Annotated in this window: 19 protein-coding genes; 11 read left to right on the top strand and 8 right to left on the bottom strand. The window is 74.4% G+C overall.

Annotated elements, in window-relative coordinates:
• The first annotated feature begins 144 nt into the window (after positions 1-144).
• A complete protein-coding gene (locus tag AC0IVP_RS20255; RefSeq protein ID WP_471758939.1) occupies positions 145-945 on the top strand; it encodes a hypothetical protein in 801 nt (266 codons plus the stop codon).
• Here AC0IVP_RS20255 and AC0IVP_RS20250 read toward each other — a convergent pair.
• Complete coding sequence (locus AC0IVP_RS20250; RefSeq protein ID WP_235564417.1) at positions 942-1,364, bottom strand: DUF2795 domain-containing protein; 423 nt, start codon at positions 1,362-1,364, stop codon at positions 942-944. The two genes, AC0IVP_RS20255 and AC0IVP_RS20250, sit on opposite strands and share 4 nt — an antisense overlap.
• A gap of 17 nt (positions 1,365-1,381) precedes the next feature.
• Positions 1,382-1,588: a hypervirulence associated TUDOR domain-containing protein gene (locus tag AC0IVP_RS20245; protein WP_471758937.1), complete on the bottom strand. Its 207-nt coding sequence runs from the start codon at positions 1,586-1,588 to the stop codon at positions 1,382-1,384.
• A 314-nt stretch (positions 1,589-1,902) separates the two neighbouring features.
• Between AC0IVP_RS20245 and AC0IVP_RS20240 the strand changes: the two genes are divergently transcribed.
• From AC0IVP_RS20240 to cysD, 6 genes are all read left to right on the top strand, one after another.
• Entirely contained in the window at positions 1,903-2,691 is a 789-nt protein-coding gene (locus AC0IVP_RS20240) for a siderophore-interacting protein (protein WP_471758935.1), read from the top strand.
• A gap of 96 nt (positions 2,692-2,787) precedes the next feature.
• Positions 2,788-3,510, top strand: a complete 723-nt coding sequence (locus AC0IVP_RS20235; RefSeq protein ID WP_056290313.1) for a response regulator transcription factor — start codon at positions 2,788-2,790, stop codon at positions 3,508-3,510.
• Between the two features lie 9 nt (positions 3,511-3,519).
• Positions 3,520-5,079: a sensor histidine kinase gene (locus AC0IVP_RS20230; protein ID WP_471758933.1), complete on the top strand. Its 1,560-nt coding sequence runs from the start codon at positions 3,520-3,522 to the stop codon at positions 5,077-5,079.
• 34 nt (positions 5,080-5,113) lie between these two features.
• Complete coding sequence (locus AC0IVP_RS20225) at positions 5,114-5,824, top strand: PaaI family thioesterase (protein ID WP_471758931.1); 711 nt, start codon at positions 5,114-5,116, stop codon at positions 5,822-5,824.
• Positions 5,824-6,585, top strand: a complete 762-nt coding sequence (locus tag AC0IVP_RS20220; protein ID WP_471758929.1) for an inositol monophosphatase family protein — start codon at positions 5,824-5,826, stop codon at positions 6,583-6,585. Before AC0IVP_RS20225 ends, AC0IVP_RS20220 begins: the two co-directional genes overlap by 1 nt.
• An 84-nt stretch (positions 6,586-6,669) precedes the next feature.
• Complete coding sequence (gene cysD / locus AC0IVP_RS20215; protein ID WP_056290323.1) at positions 6,670-7,578, top strand: sulfate adenylyltransferase subunit CysD; 909 nt, start codon at positions 6,670-6,672, stop codon at positions 7,576-7,578.
• Here the strand turns inward: cysD and AC0IVP_RS20210 are convergent.
• A complete protein-coding gene (locus tag AC0IVP_RS20210) occupies positions 7,569-7,802 on the bottom strand; it encodes a hypothetical protein (protein WP_235564424.1) in 234 nt (77 codons plus the stop codon). The two genes, cysD and AC0IVP_RS20210, sit on opposite strands and share 10 nt — an antisense overlap.
• A 59-nt stretch (positions 7,803-7,861) precedes the next feature.
• Between AC0IVP_RS20210 and AC0IVP_RS20205 the strand changes: the two genes are divergently transcribed.
• Positions 7,862-9,163, top strand: a complete 1,302-nt coding sequence (locus AC0IVP_RS20205; protein WP_471758927.1) for a sulfate adenylyltransferase subunit 1 — start codon at positions 7,862-7,864, stop codon at positions 9,161-9,163.
• Positions 9,164-9,298: 135 nt separating this feature from the next.
• Here the strand turns inward: AC0IVP_RS20205 and AC0IVP_RS20200 are convergent, their stop codons facing one another.
• The 3 genes from AC0IVP_RS20200 to AC0IVP_RS20190 are packed head-to-tail and all read right to left on the bottom strand — an operon-like array spanning position 9,299 to position 12,968.
• Positions 9,299-10,165 (bottom strand): FAD binding domain-containing protein, encoded by an 867-nt coding sequence (locus AC0IVP_RS20200; RefSeq protein ID WP_056289589.1) that lies wholly within the window; start codon positions 10,163-10,165, stop codon positions 9,299-9,301.
• Positions 10,162-10,668 carry a (2Fe-2S)-binding protein gene (locus AC0IVP_RS20195; RefSeq protein ID WP_056289592.1) on the bottom strand — a complete coding sequence of 169 codons (507 nt, stop codon included), beginning with the start codon at positions 10,666-10,668 and terminating at the stop codon, positions 10,162-10,164. Before AC0IVP_RS20195 ends, AC0IVP_RS20200 begins: the two co-directional genes overlap by 4 nt.
• Entirely contained in the window at positions 10,668-12,968 is a 2,301-nt protein-coding gene (locus AC0IVP_RS20190) for a xanthine dehydrogenase family protein molybdopterin-binding subunit (protein WP_471758925.1), read from the bottom strand. The genes AC0IVP_RS20195 and AC0IVP_RS20190 overlap by 1 nt, the downstream gene beginning before the upstream one ends.
• Positions 12,969-13,126: 158 nt before the next feature.
• On the opposite strand from AC0IVP_RS20190, the gene AC0IVP_RS20185 reads away from it, so the two are divergent.
• A complete protein-coding gene (locus AC0IVP_RS20185) occupies positions 13,127-14,371 on the top strand; it encodes an MFS transporter (RefSeq protein ID WP_471758923.1) in 1,245 nt (414 codons plus the stop codon).
• Positions 14,372-14,374: 3 nt separating this feature from the next.
• On the opposite strand, the gene AC0IVP_RS20180 is transcribed toward AC0IVP_RS20185, so the two are convergent.
• Entirely contained in the window at positions 14,375-14,575 is a 201-nt protein-coding gene (locus tag AC0IVP_RS20180; RefSeq protein WP_471758921.1) for a hypothetical protein, read from the bottom strand.
• 65 nt (positions 14,576-14,640) lie between these two features.
• The gene (hrpA, locus tag AC0IVP_RS20175) at positions 14,641-18,600 is read right to left on the bottom strand and encodes an ATP-dependent RNA helicase HrpA (RefSeq protein WP_471758919.1); all 3,960 of its coding nucleotides are present in this window, start codon (positions 18,598-18,600) and stop codon (positions 14,641-14,643) included.
• A gap of 238 nt (positions 18,601-18,838) precedes the next feature.
• Here hrpA and AC0IVP_RS20170 point away from each other — a divergent pair, with 238 nt between their 5' ends.
• Both AC0IVP_RS20170 and AC0IVP_RS20165 read left to right on the top strand, forming a co-directional pair.
• Entirely contained in the window at positions 18,839-19,438 is a 600-nt protein-coding gene (locus tag AC0IVP_RS20170; protein ID WP_471758917.1) for a MarR family winged helix-turn-helix transcriptional regulator, read from the top strand.
• Positions 19,435-21,432 carry an MDR family MFS transporter gene (locus AC0IVP_RS20165; protein ID WP_471758915.1) on the top strand — a complete coding sequence of 666 codons (1,998 nt, stop codon included), beginning with the start codon at positions 19,435-19,437 and terminating at the stop codon, positions 21,430-21,432. The genes AC0IVP_RS20170 and AC0IVP_RS20165 overlap by 4 nt, the downstream gene beginning before the upstream one ends.
• The last annotated feature ends 31 nt before the right edge of the window (positions 21,433-21,463 follow it).

The following is a 21,463-nucleotide window of genomic DNA, read 5'->3' as shown; positions in this document are numbered from 1 at the left end:
GGCCGCGCCCCCCCCCCCCGCCGCCCGGGCCCGGCCGCCAGACTCGGTCACGATACGGCCACGGAGAGCACTCGCCGGTCCCCCACGCCGGTCGACGAGTCGACACGTCGCGGTGCGCCACCGGCGTGCGTACCGTCCTCAGGCGTGAAGCTGCCGCTGCTCCCCGGCCCGAGCGACCTGGTCAACGCCGCGGAGGGCCTGCGCGACCTGGTCACCCAGTCACTGGCCCTGGTGCCCCGCGTCGTGACCGCGGTCGGGCAGGCCGAACTGCTGTTGGACCGGGTGTCGGTGCTGCTGGCCCGGGTGGAGGCGGTCGTCGACCGCGCCGAGGACGCCGTCGGTGGTGTCGCCGAGGTCAAGGACCGGGCCGACGCCGCCATCACCGGGGTGCAGGAGACCAAGGCCCGCGCCGACGCCGCCATCGCCGGGGTCCAGGCGACCAAGGACGCCGCCGACGCCGCCATCGCGGGCGTGCGGGGCACCCAGCAGGCCGCCGACGAGGCGATCGCGGGCGTGGCGGCCACCCGGGCGGGGGCCGACGCCGCCATCGCCGGCGTCGACGGCACCCGGGCCGCGGCCGACCAGCTGCTGGACCGCGCCTCGGGCCTGCTGGACACGGCCTCTCCGCTGGTGCACGAGTACCAGCCGGTGCTGGAGAAGCTGGCACCGCTGCTCAAGCGCTTCGCCGACGACCTGGACCCGGCCGAGGTGGAGGCGCTGGTGACCCTGGTCGACCGGCTGCCCACCCTGGTCGTGCACCTGGACGAGGACGTGCTCCCGGTGCTGGCCTCCCTGGACCAGGTCGCCCCCGACGTGCACGCGCTGCTGGACACCGTCCAGGACCTGCGCGAGCTGGCCAAGGGCTTCCCGGGCTCCAAGCTGTTCCGCCGCCGCGGGGCGGAGGAGATCGCCGAGGAGCAGGCCGAGGAGCGCGGCCGCCGCTAGTCGGTCGACCCCGCGGGGGGCGGCGCCTCGGTCTCGTGGCCCAGCGCGCGGACCACCTCGCCGATCCGGGTGAAGGTCTCCCCCGCCGGCAGCTTCGCCAGCTCGTCGGCGACGGCGTCGGGGGCCCGGTGGTCGCGGGCCGCCTCGACCAGCTCGCCGCCGGTGGCCGGGAAGTCCGCCCGGTCCAGCCAGCGGGCCAGCTCGGCCCGCAGCTGCACCGTGTCGGCGTCCACGCCCTCGGGCGTGCCACCGGTCAGCGTGCCGCCGGCGGAGCGGTCCACGGCCGGCTCGTCCTCACCGGCCGGCTCCGGGTCCAGGAACTCGTCGGCGTGGGTGGCCCGGCCCGCCCGGACCATGCCCTCGACCTCCCCGGCCATCTCGTCGTCCCGCATCGCGCTGTGCTTGGTGTTCCGCTCCACGTCGCTGCCTCCCGCCGTCACTGCTCGTCCAGGGCGTCCGGCTTGTGCACGGCCTTCTTGCCCGACTTGTCGCTCTCCACCTCGTACTGGGGCTCGTCCGGGCTGGCCTTGACCTTGCGGCCGCCGGCCTCGGTCTCCGAGGTGATCTTCCTCGTGACCTCGCCCTCGGTCGTGGTGCCGTGGGTCTTCCAGGTGACGTCGTCACCCTTCTTCAGCTCGCTCACGTCGGACCTCCTCGATCGGTGGGACCAGCTGCCTGCCCGGCTGCGCCCAGGCGCACACATGGCCGGTCCCTCACCCGTCGGGGTGGTCCGGCCACCGGAGACGTCGCGCTGACCAGGTCTGCTCACCTAGCGTTGTCACCAGGACGACGACAGCCGGGACTCCTGGCTCGGTGGTCGACGTGAGCTCACGCTCCGTCACCGGTCGACGTCCGCCGACGCCGGCCCGGTCGACCCCATCCCCCGGGGACGGCCGGGCCGGCCCCGTCTCCCGCCCGGACCGGCGCCCACCACGGCCGGGCCTAGGCTGGGCGGCCGTGAGCACCCCCGCCGGCCCCGACGACGGCCCCCGCCCGGTCGACGTGCTGACCGTCGTCTGGACGACGCAGGTGACCCCGGCCGTGCGCCGGGTGACCCTCACCGGCAGCCCGGAGGCCGTGGCGGCCGCCGGCCCGACGCTGGCCCTGCTGGTGCCCCGGGTCGACGACCCCGCCCCGCGCTGGCCCGAAGTCGCCCGGGACGGCCGCATCGTGTGGCCGCAGGGCAGCCACGGGGTGAGCCTGCGCAGCTACACCGCCCGCCGGCAGGACCCCGCGACCGGTGAGGTGGACGTCGACTTCGTGCTGCACGGCGACGGACCCGCCGCGACGTGGGCCGCGGCCGCCGTCCCCGGTGCCGTGCTCGCCGTCGCCAGTGCCGCCCCGCTGGGCGACGCCCCCGCCGGGTGGCTGCTGTTGGCCGGGGACGAGACGGCCCTGCCGGCGATCTCCCGGGTGCTGGCCGCGGCCGCCCCGGACGCCCGCGGGATCGCGCTGCTGGAGGTCGCCGGCGCGGCGGAGGAGCAGCACCTGGCGCACCCGCCCGGCGTCGAGCTGCGCTGGCTGCACCGCGGGGACGCCGCCCCCGGCGAGGCCCCGCTGCTGGCCGACGCGATCGCCGCCCTGGACCGTCCCGAGGGCGAGGACATCTTCGCCTGGGTGGCCGCCGAGTCCGCGACCGTCCGGGCCGCGCGCGCCGACCTGCGCCGCCGCTGGGGCCTGGGCCGCGGCCAGCACCACGCCATCGGCTACTGGCGGCGCGGCCGCGCCATGTCCCCCGCCGGCTGAGCAGCTCGCAGCGTCCTCACAGGTAGCGTCCAGGACGGCCTCAGTCGCTGGGAAGAGGCTGTGGTCATGACGACGACGGAGCTCACGGGGGGCCGGATGACCAGCAGCACGGGTCAGCGAGCACCCGAGGCGCGGCTGCTCGTGGTCGACGACGAGCCCAACATCCGCGAGCTGCTCTCGGCCAGCCTGCGCTACGCGGGCTTCGAGGTGGCCACCGCCGCCGACGGCCAGCAGGCCCTCGCGGTCGCCGCCCAGTTCCGCCCCGACCTCGTGGTGCTGGACGTGATGATGCCGGGCCTGGACGGCTTCGGCGTCGTCCGGCGGCTGCGGCAGAACGGCACGCACACCCCGGTGCTGTTCCTCACCGCCCGGGACGCCGCCGAGGACAAGGTCTCCGGTCTGACACTGGGTGGGGACGACTACGTCACCAAGCCCTTCAGCCTCGACGAGGTGCTGGCCCGGATCCGCGCGGTGCTGCGCCGCAGCCAGGGCGCCCGGCGCGTCGAGGAGTCCCCGCGGCTGGTGTTCGCCGACATCGAGCTGGACGAGGAGTCCCACGAGGTCGTCAAGGCCGGTGAGCTGATCAGCCTGTCGCCCACGGAGTTCAAGCTGCTGCGCTACCTGATGAGCAACCCGGGCCGGGTGCTGTCCAAGGCGCAGATCCTCGACCACGTCTGGAACTACGACTTCAACGGCGAGGCCAACGTCGTGGAGTCCTACATCTCCTACCTGCGCCGCAAGATCGACACCACCGAGCCCCGCCTGCTGCACACCCTGCGCGGCGTGGGCTACTCGCTGCGCCTGCCACGCGGGAGCTGAGCCGCCCCCGTGGCCCCAGGCACGACCGACCGCACCGGGACGGGCGAGGAGCAGGACTCCTCGCCCGTCCCGGCGTCTGCTGCGGCCGACCCGGCCCCCGCGCCGGCCCTGCACCCCCAGCGGGTACCGCTGCGGATCACCCTGGTCACCCTGCTGGTGCTGCTGGTGACCGTCGCACTGGGCGCCACCGGGTACGTGGCGACGTCCCAGCTGCGGGACTACCTGATCGGGCAGCAGCAGGGCGAGCTGCAGACCCAGATCCAGTCCCTCGTGACCGAGCCGGCCCGGACCCTGCAGCTGTGCTCCACCCCCTACCGCTTCGCCGGGCCCACCCTGATCGCCTGTGCCGACCGGACCGGCGGGCGGGTCGTGCAGGGCGGGGACGAGGACCCGGACTCGCTGCCCGACGTCTCGGCGATCACCCCGAGCACCATCGACTCCTACGACGACGCGCCCTTCACCCTGGGCTCCGCCGACGGGAAGACGTCGTGGCTGCTGGTGTCGGAGCAGCTGACCGACGACACGGTGGTGGTCGCGGGCATCGACCTGTCCGGTGACCAGCGCGCGCTGGGCCGGCTGATCCTGGTCCAGCTGATCGTCGGTGCCCTGGTCCTGGTGGTGCTCGGCGTCGCCGGGTACCTGCTGGTGCGCAACTCGCTGCGTCCCCTCGTGGACGTCGAGCACACCGCCGCTGCGATCGCCGCCGGGGACCTCTCCCGCCGGGTGCCCGCGGGCGACGACCGCACCGAGGTCGGCCGGCTGTCCCAGGCGCTCAACGGCATGCTCACCCGGATCGAGGGCGCGTTCCAGGCCCAGTCCCGCTCGGAGGAGCAGGCCCGGGCCTCGGAGACCCGGATGCGCCGCTTCGTCGCCGACGCCAGCCACGAGCTGCGCACGCCGCTGACCTCGATCCGCGGCTTCGCCGAGCTGTACCGGCACGGCGCCGCGGGCGGTGTGGGCGGGGACGACCCGGAGACCGCGCGCATGATGGCCCGGATCGAGGCCGAGGCGACCCGGATGGGCATGCTGGTCGAGGACCTGCTGCAGCTGGCCCGCCTGGACCAGCAGCGCCCGGTGGCCGCCCTGCCGGTGGACCTCGAGGAGGTCGCCGGGGACGCCGTGCACGACGCCCGGGCGGTCCAGCCCGACCGGACCGTCGAGCTGGTGCTCGACGACTCGCTCACCGACGTCCCCGTCGTCCTCGGTGACGAGGGCCGGTTGCGGCAGGTGGTCGGCAACCTGGTCACCAACGCCCTCACCCACACCCCGGTCGACGCCCGGGTCACCGTCCGGCTGTCCGAGGAACCGGGCGACCCCGACGCGGTCACCGTGTCGGTCACCGACGAGGGCCCCGGCCTGTCCGCAGCCGACGCCGAGCGGGTCTTCGAGCGGTTCTACCGCGCCGACGCCTCCCGCACCCGGGCCGCCGGCGGCACCGGGCTCGGCCTGTCGATCGTGTCCTCGCTGGTCGCCGCGCACGGCGGCACGGTCACCCTCACCACGGCACCCGGGCAGGGGGCGACCTTCGCCGTCCGGCTGCCGCGGACCGGGCCGGAGGGCGCCGTCTGACCCCGGCCGACCGGCCGGGGGATACGGTCCGACGGTGATCCCCGAGAGCAGCTACGACCCCGAGCTGATGGCCGCCGTCACCGAGCTGGGCAGCGCCCTGCGGGAGCTGGTGGGCGTCTCGGTGGCCACCACGGTCGGCCCCGACGAGCTGCGCGCGGCTGCGGCCCGGGCCCGGGAGATCACCGCCGAGCTCGGGGCCGCGACCCGGGAGCGCACCCGGCTGCCGGTGCTGGACGACCCGATCGCGTTCCGTCGGGTGTTCTCCCCGGTCACCGGGGTCGGCAGCGCGATCGCCCCGCCGTTGCGGGTGCGCCGCACCGAGGACGGCGGGGTGCAGGCCGAGGCCACCCTGGGTCTGCAGTACGAGGGGCCGCCCGGGTTCCTGCACGGCGGGATGAGCGGGCTGCTGATGGACCAGATGCTGGGTGCCGCCGCGATCGCCGGGAACCGCTGGGGCATGACCGCGCACCTGGCCCTGGACTACCGCGGCCCGGTGCCGCTGGACACCCCGCTGGTCCTGCGCGCCCGGGTCACCGAGGAGCAGGGCCGCAAGACCCTCATCGGCGGCAGCATCGCCACCGCGGCCGACCCCGACCGGGCGCTGGTCGAGGTGTCCGGGGTCTTCGTGACCCCGCGCGAGGAGAAGATGGGCGACTACTTCGGCGCGATCACCGACGCCGCGGGGAGGCACGCGCCGCCCGGCCGGGCCACCGACGCGACCGCCCTGCACGGGGACGGGGCCTGATGCCCGCCGCCACCGAGCTCACCGACGTCCAGGTCGCGGCGCTGGCCGCCCGGGCCGCCGCCGACGTGCTGCTGCCGCTGCGCGAGGCCGGGGAGCTGCACGAGGCGGCCCTCGGGGACGCCGGGGACGCCGCCGCGCAGCGGGCCATCGCCGCCGTCCTCGCCCAGCACCGCCCGGGGGACGCCGTGTTCAGCGAGGAGGCCGTGGACGACCCGGCCCGGCTGTCGGCCGACCGGGTCTGGATCGTCGACCCGCTGGACGGCACCCGGGAGTACCGCTCCGGGGACCGCCGGGACTGGGCGGTGCACGTGGCCCTGTGGGAGCGGGACGCCGGCGACCTGACGGCGGCCGCCGTGGGGCTGCCGGCCTACGGCGAGGTGCTGACCACCGCGCCGGCGCCCGTCGTCCCACCGGTGCCGGAGGGGCCGCTGCGGGTCACTGTCTCGCGCAGCCGGCCCCCGGCGGAGGCCCGGGCCGCGGCGGAGGCGCTGGGCGCGGTGCTGGTGCCGCTGGGCTCGGCGGGCTACAAGACGCTGGCCGTGGTGCGCGGGGAGGCCGACGCCTACGTCCACGCCGGCGGGATGTACCAGTGGGACTCGGCTGCGCCGGTCGCCGTGGCGCGCGCCGCGGGGCTGTTCACCTCCCGCCTGGACGGGTCGCCGCTGGTCTACAACACGGCGGAGGCCTGGCTGCCCGACCTCGTCGTCTGCCGCCCGGAGCTGGCCGGACGGGTGCTGGCGGCGGTCCGACCAGGGGCATGAGCGAGACTGGTCGACGCAATCCCCACCTGAGTGGTGGGGATGGACCGTCCGTCCGCCGTCCTCGAGCCCCCGGAGCACCCGCGCGTGAGCACCGTTGACCACCGGCTGACCCAGCTGCAGACCCTCGAGGCCGAGTCGATCCACGTGATCCGCGAGGTCGCCGCCGAGCTCGAACGCCCGGTGCTGCTCTTCAGCGGCGGCAAGGACTCCATCGTCATGCTGGAGCTGGCCCGCAAGGCCTTCGCCCCGGCCCGCATCCCGTTCCCGGTCATGCACGTGGACACCGGGCTGAACTTCCCCGAGGTGCTCGCCTTCCGGGACCGCCGGGTCGCCGAGCTGGGCGTGGAGCTCGTGGTGGCCTCGGTGCCCGACGCGATCGCCGCCGGCACGGTCAAGCAGGAGCCCAACGGCTCCCGCAACCGGATCCAGACCCCGGTGCTGCTGGACGCGGTCGAGCAGCACGGGTTCACCGCGCTGTTCGGCGGAGCCCGCCGCGACGAGGACAAGGCCCGGGCCAAGGAGCGGGTGTTCAGCTTCCGCGACGAGTTCGGCCAGTGGGACCCCAAGAACCAGCGCCCCGAGCTCTGGGACCTCTACAACGGCCGGATCCACCTCGGTGAGTCGATCCGGGTGTTCCCGCTGTCGAACTGGACCGAGCTGGACATCTGGTCCTACATCGCGCACTGCGACATCGCGATCCCCGAGCTGTACCTGGCCGCCGAGCGGGACGTCGTCGACCGCGGCGGCATGCTCTACGCGGTCAACGAGTTCATCACCCCGCGCGAGGGCGAGCAGGTCACCCGGGAGTCGGTGCGCTACCGCACCGTCGGGGACGCGAACCTCACCGCGGCGGTCCGCTCCACCGCCGTCACCGTCGAGGAGGTCATCGCCGAGATCGCGGTGACCCGGCTGACCGAGCGCGGCGCCACCCGCGGCGACGACAAGGTCAGCGACGCCGCGATGGAGGACCGGAAGAAGGAGGGCTACTTCTGATGGCCCGCCCGACCCCGACGTCGCCGGCGCCTGAGCAGCCAGCGCACCAGCCCGACCAGCAGCGCGACGCCCAGCAGCCAGCCCACCACCTCGGGCACACCGGGGCCCAGCGGGGCGTGGAAGGCCGCGTCCAGACCGCGGCTGACCAGCACGGTCAGCCCGTAGCCCACCAGGTACCCGACCACCACGACCAGCAGGCCGGGGACCAGCGGGGCGAAGAACACCAGGTGAGCGTCCGCCGGTCTCCCCTCCCCCGCCAGCCCGAGCACCAGGAGGTGGCCGCGTGAGCGCCCCCGAGATCCACGACGAGCTCGCCACCGCCGCGGCCGAGATCGCCACCGCCCGCAAGGACATCCTGCGGATCGCCACCGCCGGCTCCGTCGACGACGGCAAGTCCACCCTGATCGGCCGACTGCTCTACGACTCCAAGGCCGTCTTCGAGGACCAGTACGAGGCGATCTCCCGGGCCAGCCGCGGCGACCACGTCGACCTGTCGCTGCTCACCGACGGCCTGCGCGCCGAGCGAGAGCAGGGCATCACCATCGACGTCGCCTACCGGTACTTCACCACCCCGCGGCGCACGTTCGTCCTGGCCGACACCCCCGGACACGTGCAGTACACCCGCAACATGGTCACCGGCGCCTCCACCGCGGACCTGGCCATCGTGCTGGTCGACGCCCGCAAGGGCGTGCTGGAGCAGTCCCGCCGGCACGCCTACCTGGCCTCGCTGCTGCGGGTCCCGCACCTGGTGGTCGCGGTGAACAAGATGGACCTCGTCGACTGGTCGCAGGACGTCTTCACCGCCATCCGGGAGGAGTTCACCGCCTTCGCGGCCCTGCTCGACGTCCCGGACCTGACCGTCGTCCCGATCTCGGCGCTGGCCGGGGACAACGTGGTGACGCCGTCGGAGCGGATGCCCTGGTACGACGGCCCGTCGCTGCTGCACCACCTGGAGCACGTCGAGGTCGCCAGCGACGTGAACGTCGACGACGTCCGGTTCCCGGTGCAGTACGTGATCCGGCCGCAGTCCGATGCGCACCGGGACTACCGGGGCTACGCCGGCACGGTGGCCAGCGGCGTGCTGCGTCCCGGCGACGAGGTGCAGGTGCTGCCCTCGGGCCGGACGACGACGATCGCCGCGATCGACGGGCCCGCCGGACCGGTGGACGAGGCCTTCCCGCCGATGGCGGTGACCGTGCGGCTGGCCGACGACGTCGACGTCTCCCGCGGGGACCTGCTGTGCCGCCCCGACGGCGCACCGACGGTGACCCAGGACCTGGAGGCGGTGGTCTGCTGGATGACCGACGAGCCGCTGCGCGCCCGGCAGAAGCTGGCGGTCAAGCACACCACCCGCTCGGTGCGGGCGGTGGTGAAGGCCCTGCACCACCGCCTGGACGTCAACACCCTGGAGCCCGACGCCGAGGCCACCGAGCTGGGTCTCAACGACATCGGCCGGGTCACCCTGCGCACCACGCAGCCGCTGTTCGTCGACGACTACCGGCACAACCGGGCGACCGGCCGGTTCATCCTGGTCGACGAGGCCACCAACGCCACCGTCGCCGCCGGGATGATCACCGCCGTCTGACGCTGACGACCCGTCGCCCCCTCTCCCCGCTGGATGGCTCAGCCACCGGACAGGGGGATGAGCCGCCGTCGACGGTGGCTCATCCCCCTGCTGGACGGTCCAGCCACCCAGCGGGAAGGGGGTGGCTGGGTGGGGTCAGGCTGCGGCGGTGGACTCCGCGGTGCTGGGCGCGGCCTCGCCGGCCGCGACGGTGAGCGCCCGGCGCACCAGCAAGCGGGCCAGGTGTGAGCGGTACTCGGCGTCGGCGTGCATGTCCGACGACGGCGAGGTGCCCTCGGCGGCCAGCGCGGCGGCCTCGGCGATGGACTTCCCCTCGGCGAGGGCGGCCTCGACGGCGGGGGCCCGCAGGACCACGCCGCCCATGTTCGCCATCGCCACGCCGACCCCGCCACCGGGCAGGTGGGCCACGGCCGCGGACACGATCGGCCAGTCGTTCTCCCGGCGGGTGAACTTCTCGTAGGCCCAGCCGGCGTCGCCGGTGCGCGGGACCCGGAGCTCGACGATCATCTCGCCCTCCTCCATGGCCGTCTCGAAGAAGCCGAGGAAGAACTCGGTGATCGGCAGGGTGCGCCGTCCCTCCGGTCCGGCCAGCACGACGTCGGCGCCCAGCGCGAGCAGCGCGGTGGGCAGGTCCGAGGCGGGGTCGCAGTGCGCGACGGTGCCGCCCAGGGTGCCGCGGTGGCGGACCTGGGGGTCCCCGACCCGGGAGGCGACGTGCGGCAGCAGCGGCACCTCGGCCTTCGCCACGTCGGAGTTCTCCAGGTCGTGGTGCCGGGTGCCGGCCCCGATGGCGACCTGGTCGCCGTCGACCCGCACGTAGTTCAGGTCGGTGATCCCGGAGATGTCGATGAGCACCGAGGGGATCGCCAGCCGCAGCTTCATGATCGGCAGCAGCGAGTGCCCGCCGGCCAGGATCTTGGCGTCCTCACCGTGCTCGGCCAGGGCCGCGACGGCCTCGTCGACCGAGGTCACCCGCACGTAGTCGAACGGGCTGGGGATCACGCGGACACCTCCTGGGAGCGCTGCGGGACCTGACCGGCGACCGGTCCGGCCTCGGCGGCCTTGAGGACCGCGCGGACGATGTTGTGGTAGCCGGTGCAGCGGCAGAGGTTGCCCTCCAGGCCCTCGCGGACCTCCCGGTCGGTGGGGCTGGGGTTCGCCGCGAGGACGCCCACCGAGGCCATGACCATCCCCGAGGTGCAGAACCCGCACTGCAGGCCGTGCTCGGACTGGAAGGCGGCCTGCACCGGGTGCAGCTCGCCGTCCTCACCAGCCAGGCCCTCCAGCGTGGTCACCTCGCCGCCCTCGACCTGCAGGGCCAGCACGGTGCAGCTCTTCACGCTGAGCCCGTCGACGATGACGGTGCAGGCACCGCAGGACGTCGAGTCGCAGCCGATGTTGGTGGCGGTGAGCCCCAGGTTGTCGCGCAGGTGGTGCGCCAGCAGCATCCGCGGCTCGACCTCGTCGGTCCGCTGCTGCCCGTTGACGGTCATCGAGACCTGCATCAGTTCGTGCTCCCGTTCTGGGTCTGGGCGCCCGCCTGGGCGGCCTGCACGGCCTGCCAGACGCGCATGGAGGTGGCGGGCATGTCGACGTGCCGGACGCCGAGGTGGGCGACGGAGTCGATGACGGCGGACTGCACGGCCGGCGTGGAGCCGATCGTCCCGGCCTCGCCGATCCCCTTGGCACCCAGCGGGTTCATCGGGGTCGGGGTGGCCATGTCCACCAGCTCGAAGCTGGGCAGCTCGGTGGCGGAGATGAACGGGTAGTCCGCGAGCGTGGAGGTCTGCGGGTTGCCGTCCTCGTCGTAGAGGACCTCCTCCAGCAGCGCCTGGGCCACGCCCTGGGCGATCCCGCCGTGGCGCTGGCCCTCGGCCAGCAGCGGGTTGATGATCGTGCCGGCGTCGTCGACGGTGACGATCCGGACGACGGTGGCCTTGCCCGACTCCACGTCGGTCTCCACGACGGCGACGTGCGCGCCGAAGGGGAAGGTGGCCGCGGCGGCGGTGAAGGTGGTCTGCACCAGCAGGGCCTCCTCGGCGGCGAGCTCGGCGAAGCTCACCGAGACGCCGGGGGTGCCCTTGACGGTCAGCGAGGCGGTGCCCAGGTCCACGACGAGGTCGTCGGGGTTGGCCTCCAGCCGCTCGGCCGCGCGCTTCTTGGCCAGCTCGACCAGCTCGACCGCGGCCTGGTGCACCGCGGCGCCACCCTGCTGCAGGGAGCGCGAGCCCATCGTGCCGCCGCCCTTGGGGATCCGGTCGGTGTCGCCGTGCAGCACGGTGATCTTCTCGACCGGGATGCCCAGCTGGTCGCTGGCCAGCATCGCCCAGGTGGTGGCGTGGCCCTGGCCGTGCGGGGAGGTGCCGGTGAGCACGGTGGCTGTGCCGTCGGGGTGCACCTCGAGCTCGGCCTCCTCGCCGGTGCCGGCGCCGTTGTCCGCACCGGTGATCTCCACGTAGGTGCTGACGCCGATGCCCAGCTGCCGGACGTCGCCGCGCTCGCGACGGGCGGCCTGCTCGGCGCGCAGCTCGGCGTAGCCCGAGGCCTCCAGGGCCCGGTCCAGCGCCGCGACGTAGTCGCCGCTGTCGTAGGTGGCGCCGGTGGGGGTGGCGTGCGGCTCGTCGAACGCCGGCACCAGGTTGATCCGGCGGACCTCGGCCGGGTCCATGCCGATCTCGGCGGCGAACAGGTCGATCGCCCGCTCGACGGCCGCGGTGGCCTCGGGACGGCCGGCGCCGCGGTAGGCGCCGATCGAGGTGGTGTTGGTGGCCAGCACGCGGGCCTGGGCGTGCACCTTGGGGAAGGCGTAGGTGCCCGGCGTCATCAGCATGGTCAGCGTGGGGAGCACGACGCCGATGCGCGGGTAGGCGCCGCCGTCCTGGTCGGTGACCAGGCTGTAGGCGTGCACCGTGCCGTCGCGGCTGCCGCCGATCTTCACGACCTGGTCCTGGCCGCGGCCGTGCAGCATCGAGGTCAGGTTCTCCGAGCGGCTCTCGGTCCAGCGGACCGGGCGGCCGGACAGCTTGGCCAGGTGGGCGATCAGCGCGTACTCGGGGTCGGCGCCGATCTTCGCGCCGAAGCCGCCACCGACGTCGGGGGTGACCAGGTGGACCAGGCCGGCGTCGATGCCCAGCCAGTCGGCGATCTGGCCCTTGGCCTGCTGCGCGCCCTGGTTGGTGCACCAGACGGTGACCCGGCCGTCCTCGCCCCACACGGCCGAGGTGGCCCGGGTCTCCAGCGGCACGGGGGCCACCCGCTGGTTGACCACGGCCTGCTCGACGACGACCTCGCAGCCGTCGAAGAAGTCGGCCGGCGCGGGCTCCCCGAAGGCGGCCAGCACGTTGGTGCCGGCGGCGGGGAACAGCAGCGTCTCGTCCTTGGCGGCGTTCGCGGTGCCGACGACGGCGGGCAGCACGTCGAGGTCGACGACGACCATCTCCGCGGCGTCCTCGCCCTGGTAGCGCTCCTCGGTCAGCACGACGGCGACGGCGTCACCGACGAAGCGGACCGTGTCGGTGCACAGCCACTGGCGCTCGAACTCCGCGGCGATGAACGGGAACGGCGGGGCCAGCGGGGGCAGGTCGGTCAGGTCAGCGGCGGTGTAGACGGCGACGACGCCGGGCGCGGTCTTCGCGGCCTCCGTGTCGACCGACAGGACCTTCGCGTGCGCGACCTGGGAGCGCACGAACGTGGCGTGCAGGGCGCCGGTCAGGCGCTCGTCGGTGAGGTCGTCGGTGTAGACCGCCCCACGGGTCAGGAACTGGGGGTCCTCCGTGCGGACCACCCGGGTGCCGAGGATGCTCATGCGCTCGCTTCCGTCGTTCGTCGATCGTCGTGCGACAGGGTGCTGGCCGTCACTGTCGCACGGTGGTGTGAGCCGGACCACCCCCGGTCGCGCCTGGGCTGCACTCAGTGCCACCCACCGCCTCTGGGGGTGTCGGGGGCACGTGGTCTGCTGGCCCGGTGGACGCCGCACCGCCCCTCCCGCACACCGCGACACCGCCCTCCCGCACGACCGCCGGGACCGTGCTGCTGGTGGTCGCCGTCGTCCTGGTGGCGCTGAACCAGCGGCCGGCCGTCGTCGGCGTCGCGCCGGTGCTGGGCGACATCCGCACCGACACCGGGCTGTCCAGCGCGCTGGGCGGGCTGCTGACCTCGCTGCCGGTGCTGTGCTTCGGCGCCTTCGCGCCGCTGGCACCCGGGCTGGCCCGCCGGCTGGGCCTGGAGACGGCGGTCGCGGCGTCGCTGGTGCTGCTGGCCGGGGGCACGGCGCTGCGCCTGCTGGACCCGGTGGCCGCGCTCTACGGCGGCACGGTGGTGGCCGGGGCCGCGATCGCCACGGCGAACGTGCTGGTGCCGGCCTACGTCAAGCGCGAGTTCGCCCAGCCCGGCCTGGTGATGGGCCTGTACTCGGCTGCGCTGAACGCCGGGGCGGCGCTGGCCGCCGGGCTGACCGTGCCGATCGCGATGGCACTGGGCGTCGGGTGGCGGGTGGCGCTGGCGTCCTGGCTGCTGCTGGCGGTGCTGGCGCTGGCGGTGTGGCTGCCGGTGGCCGGCACCGGGCGCTCCCGCCGCGGGGCGGCGGCCAGCCCGGGGCCCTCGTGGGGCCTGCTGCGGCACGGCCTGGCGGTGCGGGTGACGGTCTTCCTGGGCATGCAGAGCACGCAGTTCTACGCCGTCGCGGCCTGGCTGCCCACGCTGCTGGTGGACGCCGGGCTGCCGGTGGCCGACGGCGGCCTGCTGCTGGCCGTGTGCACGGTGACCGGGGCGGTCGGGGCCTTCTTCGGGCCCACCGTGGCCGGCCGGCTGCAGGAGCGCGGCCGCGGCCAGCGCCTGCTGGTCGTGGCGGTCGTCATCGGCTACGCGACCGGCGTCGGCGGGCTGCTGCTGTGGCCCGCGACCGGGTCGGTGGTGTGGGTGTCGCTGTTCGGGCTGGCACAGGGCGGCGGGTTCGCCCTCGCGCTCACCCTCATCGTGCTGCGCAGCGCCACCCCGCTGACCGCGGCCCGGCTCGGCGGTGTCGCGCAGTGCCTGGGCTACCTGGTCGCGGCGACCGGACCGGTGGTCCTGGGTGCGCTGCACGACCTCACCGGTGGCTGGGAGTGGCCGCTGGTCCTGCTGCTGGTCCTGCTGGTGCCCATGGCGTGGGCGGGCTGGGGTGCTGCCCGCGACGTCGTCCTCCCGGAGGGGACGACGCCGCGGGGCTGAGCGCTACTCCGTCGGCGCGGGCGTCTCCGAGGCGTCGCCGTCCCAGTCCTTGCCCGCGTTCTGGGCGTTCTCCGACGCGCTGTCGGTCTGCTCGGCGACGGTCTCGACCATCTCGCGGTCGCTGACCCCCTCGCCGGCGGCGTGGGTGCCGGAGCTGTGGCTCTCGACGGTGGTGGACTCGGTGTGACTGGTGGACTCGCTCACGGTGGTGCTCCTTCGTCTCAGAGGTCACCTGAGCAGTCCCCGCCCCCCGGGGGGCGCAAACCGGGTCAGCCGGCCGGGACCGGGATGGCGTCGATCGCCTTGAGCACCCGCTGCTCGCTGATCGGCCGCGGGGTGCCCACCACCTGGGCGAACAGGCCGACCCGCAGCTCCTCGACCATCCAGCGCACCCGGGCCACCGGGTCGTCGGGGCCGCCGACGGCCGGCACCTGGGCGCGCAGCTGCCGGTACTCCGCGGTGACCGCCTCGATCTGCTCCTGCCACATGGCGTCCCGGACGGCGTTGGCCGGCAGCTTCTCCAGCCGGTGCACCATGCCCTTGAGGTAGCGGACCAGGTCCGGCAGCCGCCGGCGGCCGGCGGTGGCGACGAAGCCGCGGTGCAGCAGGCCGGTCATCTGGGCCCGGAGGTCGGCGATGGCGGCCTCGGGCACCCGCCGTCCGGGCGCCGCCCCGATCGCGATGGCCGCCTCGCGCGCCTCGGTCAGCACGGCCTCGACCCGGCGCACGCAGTCGGCGGTGAGCGTGTGCAGCTGGGTCCTGGACCCCGCGACCAGCGCCTCGAAGGCGGCCTGGTCGCGCGGGGGGCCGCCGTGGGTGGCGATCAGCTCGTCGGCCGCGGCGTCCACGCAGTCGGCCACCAGGTCGGGGATCTCGCCGTCGGGGTTGAACTGCAGGGCCAGCCGGCTCCGGGGGCCCAGCGACTTGACCACCGGCTTGACCGGCGAGCCCACGGCCAGCAGCAGCAGCCGGCGGGCACCCGGCCAGGTCAGCCGGGAGGCCTCGGCCGCCGTCGGCACCACCCGGACGCCGACGGTGGCGCCCTCGTCGACCAGCGCGGGGTACGCCGTCACCAGGTGGCCGCCGCGGGAGACCTGCACGGTGGCCGGCAGCGTGCCCAGCGTCCAGGAGGTCAGCCCGGTCCGGCTGACGTCGGCCGACGCGGCGGCCAGCGAGGCCCGGGACTGCGGTGCGACCTGCCGGCGCAGCGCCGCCAGGTCCTTGCCGGTGGCCAGTGGCCGCGCCCTGTCGTCCAGCACCCGGAAGGTGGCCCGCAGGTGGTCGGGCACGCTCTCGGGCGCCCACGCGTCGTGCGGGATGGTCACCGCGGTGGCCCGGCGGACCTCGCGCTCCAGGGCCGGCAGCAGCGGCTCGGTGGGCGCGATGTGCGGCAGCACCTCGCGCACCCGGTCGGGGATGGGCACCAGACCGCGGCGCAGCTGCTTGGGCAGCCCGCGCAGCAGCGCCGTCACCAGCTCCTCGCGCTGCCCCGGGACGGTCCAGGCCAGCGAGGCACCCGAGGTCTGCTCGGCGACGGTGTCCAGCACCCCGAGCGGGACGTCGACGGTCACGCCGTCGTCGTCCGCGCCCGGGGAGAAGGCGTAGGACAGCGGCAGCGTCAGGCCCTGGGTGAGGTGGACCTCGTCGGGGTAGTCGGCCAGCCGCACCTGGTCGGCGACCCCGGCGTCGGTGAGCATCTCGGGGGTGAAGTCGAGCAGGTCCGGGTGCTGGCGGCGGGTCTGCTTCCACCAGGCGTCGAAGTGCCGGCTGGAGACGACGTCCGGGCCGACCCGGGCGTCGTAGAGGTCGAAGACGGTCTCGTCGTCGACCCGGATGTCGCGCCGGCGGGCCCGCTCCTCCAGCTCCTCGACCTGGGCCAGGACCTGCTGGTTGTGCGCCCAGAACCGGTGGTTGGTCTGCCACTCCCCCTGCACCAGCGCGTGCCGGATGAACAGCTCGCGGCTGACGACGGGGTCGATCGAGCCGTACTGGACCCGGCGGCCGACGACGAGCGGGATGCCGTAGAGCGTGACCCGCTCGGTGGCGACGACGGAGCCGCGCTTGGCGTCCCACCGGGGCTCGCTGTACTGCCGCTTGACCAGGTGGTCGGCGAGGGACTCGATGGTCTCGGGGTCGACCCGGGCGCAGGTGCGGGCGAAGAGCCGGCTGGTCTCGACCAGCTCACCGGCGACGACCCAGCGCGGGGGCTTGCGGGTCAGCACCGACCCCGGCGCGATGACGAAGGTGGCACCGCGGGCACCGGTGTACTCCCGGGAGCCACGGCGCTTGTCGGCCGGGGCGGCGTCCTTCTTGGGCTCGACCTGCAGGCCGACCTGGGACAGCAGCCCCGACAGCAGCGCCGCGTGCACGCCGCGCTCGTCGGGCTCGGGGGCGAGCTCGCCGCGCCCGTCCTGCAGGGTCATGCCCAGCCGGCGGGCGGTGCCGCGCAGCTGGCCGTGCAGGTCTTGCCACTCCCGGATCCGCAGCCAGTGCAGGTACTCGCGCTTGACGGTGCGGCGGAACTGGCTGCCCGACAGCTCGGCCTGCTGCTCACCCAGGTAGCGCCACAGGTTGAGGATCGAGGTGAAGTCGGAGTCCTCGGCGGCGAACCGGGCGTGCAGCTGGTCGGCAGCGGCCTGGGCGTCGGCGGGGCGCTCGCGGACGTCCTGCACGGTGAGCCCGGCAGCGATGACCAGCACCTCCTCCAGGACCCCGCGCCGGTCGGCCTCCACGACCATCCGGGCCAGCCGCGGGTCCAGCGGCAGCGCGGCCAGCGCCCGGCCGGTCTCGGTGAGCTCCCCCTCCGGCGTCAGCGCGCCGAGCTCCTCCAGCAGGGCGATGCCGTCGGCGACCGACCGTCGGTCCGGCGGGTCCAGGAACGGGAAGTCCTCGACCTCGCCGAGCCCGAGGGAGGCCATCTGCAGCAGCACCGAGGCCAGGTTGGTGCGCAGGATCTCCGGGTCGGTGAACTCGGGGCGCTCCTCGAAGTCGGCCTCGGTGTACAGCCGGATCGCGATGCCGTCCGAGGTGCGCCCGCAGCGGCCCGAGCGCTGCCGGGCCGAGGCCTGGCTGATCGCCTCGATGGGCAGCCGCTGCACCTTGGTGCGATGGCTGTACCGGCTGATCCGCGCCGTCCCGGGGTCCACGACGTAGCGGATGCCGGGCACGGTCAGCGACGTCTCGGCGACGTTGGTGGCCAGCACGATCCGCCGGCCGGTGTGCGGCTGGAAGACCTTGTGCTGGTCGGCCGCCGACAGCCGCGAGTAGAGCGGCAGCACCTCGGTGTGCGCGAAGGCCGCCTCCCCCAGGGCGTCGGCGGTGTCCCGGATGTCCCGCTCGCCGGCCAGGAAGACCAGCACGTCGCCGGGACCCTCGGCGACCAGCTCGCGGCAGGCGTCGACGATCGCCGTCGTCTGGTCCCGGTCGGGGTCGGCCCCGGCGTCGTCGGGGTCCACGACGGGCCGGTAGCGGACCTCGACCGGGAACGTGCGGCCGGACACCTCGACGACGGGGGCGTCACCGAAGTGCTTTGCGATCCGGTCCACGTCGATCGTGGCCGAGGTGATCACGATCTTGAGGTCGGGACGGCGGGGCAGCAGCTGGGCCAGGTAGCCGAGCAGGAAGTCGATGTTCAGCGACCGCTCGTGCGCCTCGTCGATGACGATCGTGTCGTACTGGCGCAGCAGCCGGTCGCGCTGGACCTCGGCCAGCAGCACGCCGTCGGTCATCAGCTTCACCAGGCTGGTGTCGCCGACCTGGTCGGTGAAGCGGACCTTGTAGCCGACCACCTCGCCCAGCGGTGAGCCCAGCTCCTCGGCGATCCGCTCGGCGACGGTGCGGGCGGCGATCCGGCGCGGCTGGGTGTGCCCGATCCGCCCGCGCACGCCCCGGCCCAGCTCCAGCAGGACCTTGGGCAGCTGGGTGGTCTTGCCCGACCCGGTCTCCCCGGCGACCACGACGACCTGGGCGTCCCGGATCGCCGCGGCGATGTCGTCCTTGCGCTGGCTGACCGGCAGCGCCTCGGGGTAGCTCACGGTCGGGACGGCGGCCCGGCGGGCGGCAATCCGGGCCTCGGCGCGGACGACGTCGGCGTCCAGCTGCTCGCGCTTGCGGGCGCGGGCGGCGGGGTCGCGCACGCTGCGCAGGCCGTCGAGCCGGCGGCGCAGCCGGTGCTCGTCCTCGAGGGTGAGGGTGGACAGCCGCGACCGGAGGTCGTCGTGCTCGGTCACGGTGCTCCTTGGTGGACGGCGGGGGGCTGTCCCTCCAGGGTCCCACCCGGTCGCCACCGGGTTGCGACTCACAGACAACGTGCAGGCTGAAACTCGTTGCATGTACGGCGCAACGGCTTGTACCGTGCAACCGTCCTCGCCGGACACCGCCGTCCGCACCCCGCTCGCCACACCCCGCACCCCGCACGCCGCACGCCGCACGCCGCACGCACACCACCGCACGCCTGATCGGAGCCCCATGACCGCCACCGAGCCGACGACCGTGTCGGCCACCGGCGACGGCGACGCCCTCGACCGCCTCGACGGCGTGCACTCGCTGTCCGAGGAGCTGTCCCGGCTGATGCGCGTCGTCCACGCACTCAAGGCCCAGGCCGCCGCCGGGGCGGGCCCCGACGCCGCCCGCCAGCGCGCCGCGCACGTGCTGCTCTTCCCGCTGTCCCGGCTGGGTGCCATCCGGCAGGGCGCGCTGGCGGAGATGGTGCACGCCGACCCGTCCACCGTCAGCCGGCACGTCACCGTGCTGGTCGACACCGGCCTGGTCCAGCGCGTCGCCGACGCCTCCGACGGCCGGGCCAGCCGGCTGGTCATCACCCCGGCCGGGCAGGCCGTCGTCGAGGGCATGCACGCCGAGCGCGAGGCCCTCTTCGAGACCGTCACCCGCGACTGGCCCGTCCAGGACGTCACCGTCTTCGGCGGCCTGCTGCACCGCTTCGTCGAGGACCTCACCGACGCGCTCCCGACGCTCGCCGCCGCCCCGCCCGGCGCGGCCACCCCCCGAGACCCTGCTGCCGCCGCCGGCGGCCAGCAGACCCGACCCACCCCCGAGAAGGACCGATGACCCAGACCACCGACCGCGCGTCCGCCGCGGCCGACAAGCGGGACGCCCGCGCGGCAGCCGCCGCGCCGGACGCCTCCGGGGCCTTCACCCACCGGCAGATCATGACCATCCTGGTCGGCCTGCTGCTGGGCATGTTCCTGGCCGCGCTGGACCAGACCGTCGTCTCCACGGCCATCCGGACCATCGCCGACGACCTGCAGGGCTACGACCTGCAGGCCTGGGCCACCACGGCCTTCCTGATCACCTCGACGATCGCCACGCCGCTCTACGGCAAGTTGAGCGACATGTACGGCCGCCGGCCGTTCTTCATCTTCGCGATCAGCGTCTTCGTGCTCGGCTCGTTCCTGTGCGGCATCTCCAGCTCCATGTACGAGCTGGCCGCGTTCCGCGCCCTGCAGGGCATCGGCGCCGGTGGCCTGATGTCGCTGGCGCTGACGATCATCGCCGACATCGTGCCGCCCCGGCAGCGCGCCAAGTACCAGGGCTACTTCATGGCCGTCTTCGGCACCTCCTCGGTGCTGGGCCCGGTCATCGGCGGCTTCCTCGCCGGCCAGGACTCGATCCTGGGCCTGGCCGGGTGGCGCTGGATCTTCTGGGTCAACGTGCCGCTGGGCGCCATCGCGCTGGCCGTGGTGTTCAAGAACCTGCACCTGCCCAAGCGCAGCAGCAAGCACAAGATCGACTGGCCGGGCGCGATCGGGCTCGTCGTCTTCCTGGTCCCGCTGCTGATCGTCGCCGAGCAGGGCCGCACCTGGGGCTGGACCGACCCCAAGGCGCTCATCGCCTACGTCGTCGGCGCGCTGGGCTTCGTCTGGTTCGTCGTCGCCGAGCGCTCCTACGGCGACGACGCCCTTCTGCCGCTGCGGATGTTCAAGAACCGCACCTTCACCATCAGCGCGCTGTCCTCGATCGTGCTGGGCGCCGGCATGTTCGGTGGCATCCTGCTGCTGCCCCAGTACCTGCAGATCGTGCACGGCTCCAGCCCCACGGTCGCCGGGCTGCAGATGATCCCGCTCGTCGGCGGCATCATGCTGGGCTCGATCACCGCCGGCCAGACCATCTCCCGCACCGGCAAGTACCGGCTGTTCCCGATGGTCGGCGTCGCGCTGATGGTGATCTCGCTGGTCAGCCTGTCCTTCATCGTCGACTCCGACACCTCGGTGTGGTCGCTGGTGCCGTTCATGGTGATGCTGGGCCTGGGCCTGGGCTTCAACTTCCAGCCGATCATCCTGGCCGTGCAGAACGCCGTCAGCCCGCGGGAGATCGGCGTCGCCACCTCCTCGGTGACGTTCTTCCGCCAGATGGGCGGCACGATCGGCACGGCGGCGTTCCTGTCCGTGCTGTTCTCCGCGCTGGGCAGCAAGGTCCCGGCCGCCTACGGCGAGGCGCAGGGCACCGAGGCCTTCCAGGCCGCGGCCGCCGCCAACCCCGACCAGGCCGCCCAGCTGCAGGGTGCCGGCACCGACCTGGCCGACACCTCGGTGTTCCAGCGGATCGACTCCGTGCTGGCCGCCCCCTTCAAGGAGGGCTTCTCCAGCTCGATCGACCTGGTGTTCCTGATCGCCGCCGGCGTCGTCGCTCTGGGCTTCTTCGTGCTGGTCTTCCTGCCCCAGCTGGAGCTGCGCACCACCTCCGGCGTGCAGGGCCAGGAGAGCGGCGAGGGTGCCGCCGAGGCGGCCACCCGATCGGCGAACGCCGCCGGCGCTGCGGCGCCCACCTCGGCCGCCGCGACCGGCGCCCCGTCCCAGGACGGCGCCCCCACCGCCGACGCCCCGGCGGGCGCCACGCTCGTCGACAGCCGACCCGAGGACGGCGCGGGCTCGCCCGGGCCCGGCGACACCGGGCGTCACGCCCGGGTCGTCGACCAGCCGCTGGGCCGGCACGAGGACGTCGGCGGTGCCGACCACGGCCGGCACGAGGGCGCCGACGACGGACCCACGGGCCTGGACAGCGTCCCCGCCGACCACCTGCCCGACGACCGCCGGGACGCCTGACCCCGCCGCCCCCGCACCCCGCACCCCGCAG

The sequence above is a fragment of the Klenkia sp. AC732 genome (assembly GCF_979256525.1).
The sequence above is the reverse complement of the archived record's forward strand: the minus strand, read 5'-3'. Positions and strand labels throughout refer to the sequence as shown.